This is a genomic window from Streptomyces sp., assembly GCF_050698815.1.
Lineage (GTDB): Bacteria > Actinomycetota > Actinomycetes > Streptomycetales > Streptomycetaceae > Streptomyces.
Map to the genome: position 1 here is coordinate 1 of NZ_JBOHCV010000026.1, position 2,796 is coordinate 2,796.

General features: G+C 67.9%; 3 protein-coding genes and 2 tRNA genes. 4 read left to right on the plus strand and 1 reads right to left on the minus strand.

Annotation, left to right across the window (positions count from 1 at the left end):
• Window positions 1–65 precede the first annotated feature (65 nt).
• Window positions 66–365 carry a YtxH domain-containing protein gene (locus ACRDP3_RS00870; protein ID WP_431514837.1) on the minus strand — a complete coding sequence of 100 codons (300 nt, stop codon included), beginning with the start codon at window positions 363–365 and terminating at the stop codon, window positions 66–68.
• A 157-nt stretch (window positions 366–522) separates the two neighbouring features.
• Between ACRDP3_RS00870 and ACRDP3_RS00875 the strand changes: the two genes are divergently transcribed.
• The 4 genes from ACRDP3_RS00875 (at window position 523) to ACRDP3_RS00890 (ending at window position 2,675) form a co-directional block, all read left to right on the plus strand.
• A tRNA-Asn gene (locus tag ACRDP3_RS00875) sits at window positions 523–595 on the plus strand.
• A gap of 187 nt (window positions 596–782) precedes the next feature.
• Window positions 783–859 (plus strand) — tRNA-Ile (locus ACRDP3_RS00880).
• 121 nt (window positions 860–980) lie between these two features.
• Entirely contained in the window at window positions 981–1,298 is a 318-nt protein-coding gene (locus tag ACRDP3_RS00885; protein ID WP_431514839.1) for a hypothetical protein, read from the plus strand.
• Between the two features lie 174 nt (window positions 1,299–1,472).
• Entirely contained in the window at window positions 1,473–2,675 is a 1,203-nt protein-coding gene (locus tag ACRDP3_RS00890) for an MFS transporter (RefSeq protein WP_431514838.1), read from the plus strand.
• Window positions 2,676–2,796 lie beyond the last annotated feature (121 nt).

The window sequence follows — 2,796 nt, forward strand, 5'->3', positions numbered from 1 at the left end:
GGCCGGAGTGATTCCGGCCCGCCCGCCGCGAGCACACGTGGGTCACGTGCGGATCACCGCAGGGGTCATGTCTTGCTGGTACCCCAGTCGTCGTCCAGCGGCGTCCGGTGATCGCGGAGCGAGCGCACCCTCTCGTTGACGGAGTCGGGCAGCCGGTGCCCGACCTTCTCCGAGACGACCCCCGCAGCCTTCGAAGCGGCCTCGCGGCCGGTCTGCGCGGCACTCTCGGCCGCGTTACGCACGGCCGGGTTCTCGGCGAACTGCTGTGCCTTCTTCCGCAACCGCTCGTAGCGCTCGCGGCCGGCACGCGTGCCGAACACGTACCCGACAGCCAGTCCAGCGACGAACGTGAGCCGGTAACGCATGGCTCCACCCTTCTCTCGGTTCTCTCGGTTCCCTCAGCTTCGATGGACGCCTGGCCGCACCGATACCGATTTCGGAGTACCCCCTGGCATGCGCTAATGTATGGCCCGCGGCAAGGGAACGCCCCCAGGACCAGGTGGGCGCGTCCGAGCAGAGCATTCCCGTGTAGCTCAATCGGCAGAGCAGCCGGCTGTTAACCGGCAGGTTACTGGTTCGAGTCCAGTCGCGGGAGCAACCGAAAGAGCCCCTCTGGGGCTCTTTTTCGTTGCCGGACAAGTCCGTCGGGAGAGTCGGGAACCGATCACCCGGTGCGCGAAGTCCTCCCCCTCGTACGTCTCCACCCGGCACGGGCGGGAGATCGTACTAGCAGCTATGCTGCGGCAGACGTGGCGCGCACAGATGTGCGTGTCGCGGCGTATGGGGCGGTAGCTCAGCCGGTTAGAGCAGCGGACTCATAATCCGTCGGCCGTGGGTTCGAGTCCCACCCGCCCCACCACCGCCCTGAGGTCAGAGACGTTCTGACCGGGATTCACGGCGTCCTGCGGCGGGCCCGCGGGACCAGCCGGGCAGCGGCCTCGGCCACTTCGTGATCCACTTCGGGTAACAGACTCGTGTACGTGTCCGAGGTGAGCGTGATCGTCGAGTGCGGCCGGTCCCGAACCTGCACCCCCTCTGCGCCGCCCAGGGCCCGCAGCGGCCAGGCCATCCTCGGCGCCGGTGATCCGGTCGAGGTCGAGCGGAAGGTCGACCTCGACGGACTCGTGCACCTGGCAGTCGCGCCACCACATCGGTTCGCTCTCGCCGGCCGCACCATCACGCTGCGGCTGGACGGGCACCCCATACACGCCATCGCCGACAGTGGGCGGGCCACCGTCCGGCAGGCTGCTATTCCGGGTAGCGTCGCTGACGGCCGGTTGGGTACCGTCGCGGCATGACTCGAGCACAAGAGGGTGACCTCGGCGAAGGGGAGACTCCCCGCGCGCGGTGAGCCCGCGCGTCCTTCCCGCACATGAAGGCCCGGCCTCATCGCCGGAGGCCCAGTGCTGCCTGGACGCGGTTCCCTTTCCGCATCCTCGCTGGAGTCCATCTTGTCTTCGCAATCCACCAGCGTGCCCCGATCCGTGCGGATCGAGCGGCGCCGCCACTTCCTGTTGGTAGCTGGCATCTTCACTGTCCTGGGCTTCCACGTCGGCGTGTGGGCGGTCGAGCTCCCCCGACTCGCCGGTGCCCTGAACCTCCAACCCGGCGCCCTCGGTGCGGCTGTCAGCGCCTCGGCTGCAGCAGGGATCGTGACACTCTTCGGGGGTGGCCACCTGGCCGACCAGTTCGGTCGCCGGCTCGTGCTGCTCGTGGGCCTCGGCGGTACTGCCGCCGCGTTCGCGCTGCTCACCCAAGTCCACTCAATGACGGCGCTTGTCCTGGTCTTTATCCTGTACGGCCTGATGGTCAGCTTCATCGACCTCGGCGCCAACACGGTCGGCTCCGACTACGAGCGCGCCTACGGCCGACAGGTGATGACGGGTCTGCACGCCGGGTTCAGCCTGGGCGCTCTACTCGGAGCGCTGGGCAGCGCACTGTTGCTGTGGGCGGGCGTCAGCTTCCGTACGGTGTATCTCCTTCTGGCCGTCGTTCTCGCGCTCGGCGCTCTGGTGGTCGCCGGAACGTCACTGCCGCCCTGGAACACCACCGCCGAGGAGAAGACCTCGACCGGACCAAAGCGAAGCGTGTGGCGCAACTTCGGCGTCGTACTCGCGATCGCCTTCGTCACAGCCGCCTTCTTCGGTGACGGCGCGTTGGAGAGCTTCCTGGGCGTCTTCCTCACTCGCTGGAACGCCTCCGAAGGTGTGCTGACGGGTATCGGTATCGGCGGTTACCACCTGGCTTCGCTGCTCGGCCGTCTCGGCTCCGCCCATCTGCAGAAGCGGTGGGGAGAGCGGAGGCTCCTGTTCTGCGCCGGGATACTGGCTGCCGCGGGGATGATCACAGTTGTCACCACCGCTGATGCCGCCTTGGCGATCGGCGGGCTGCTGGTCGTCGGTGCCGCCGTCGCGCCCGTCGTCCCAATGGCCCTGTCACTGGCGGGACGCAGCGCCCCCGGCCACTCCGGAAAGGCCGTGGCAATGACCACCGCCTTCGGCTATAGCGCGTTCATCGTCAGCCCAGTACTGATCGGCGGGATCGCCGACGCCACCAGCCTGCGCACCGCTCTGTCGCTGCTCATCGCCACATCCCTCATCGTGACAGTTCTCTCTACGCGCTGGCCGACGCAGTCCCCAGCGCCCCGCACGGACGGTCTGTCCGTCGAGGCCTGACGACACATCGGTCAGAGAACCGCGGTTATCACCGCAGGGAATCACTGTGCCGTTCCAGGGCAAGAGCACCTGCTCGTGCAAGTTCGTGACGCGAAGCCAGCAGGTGGGACGCGGCCCGGCG

Coding starts and splice junctions, on each gene's coding strand:
- ACRDP3_RS00870 (WP_431514837.1), bottom strand. CDS start 365: ATGCGTTACCGGCTCACGTTCGTCGCTGGACTGGCTGTCGGGTACGTG.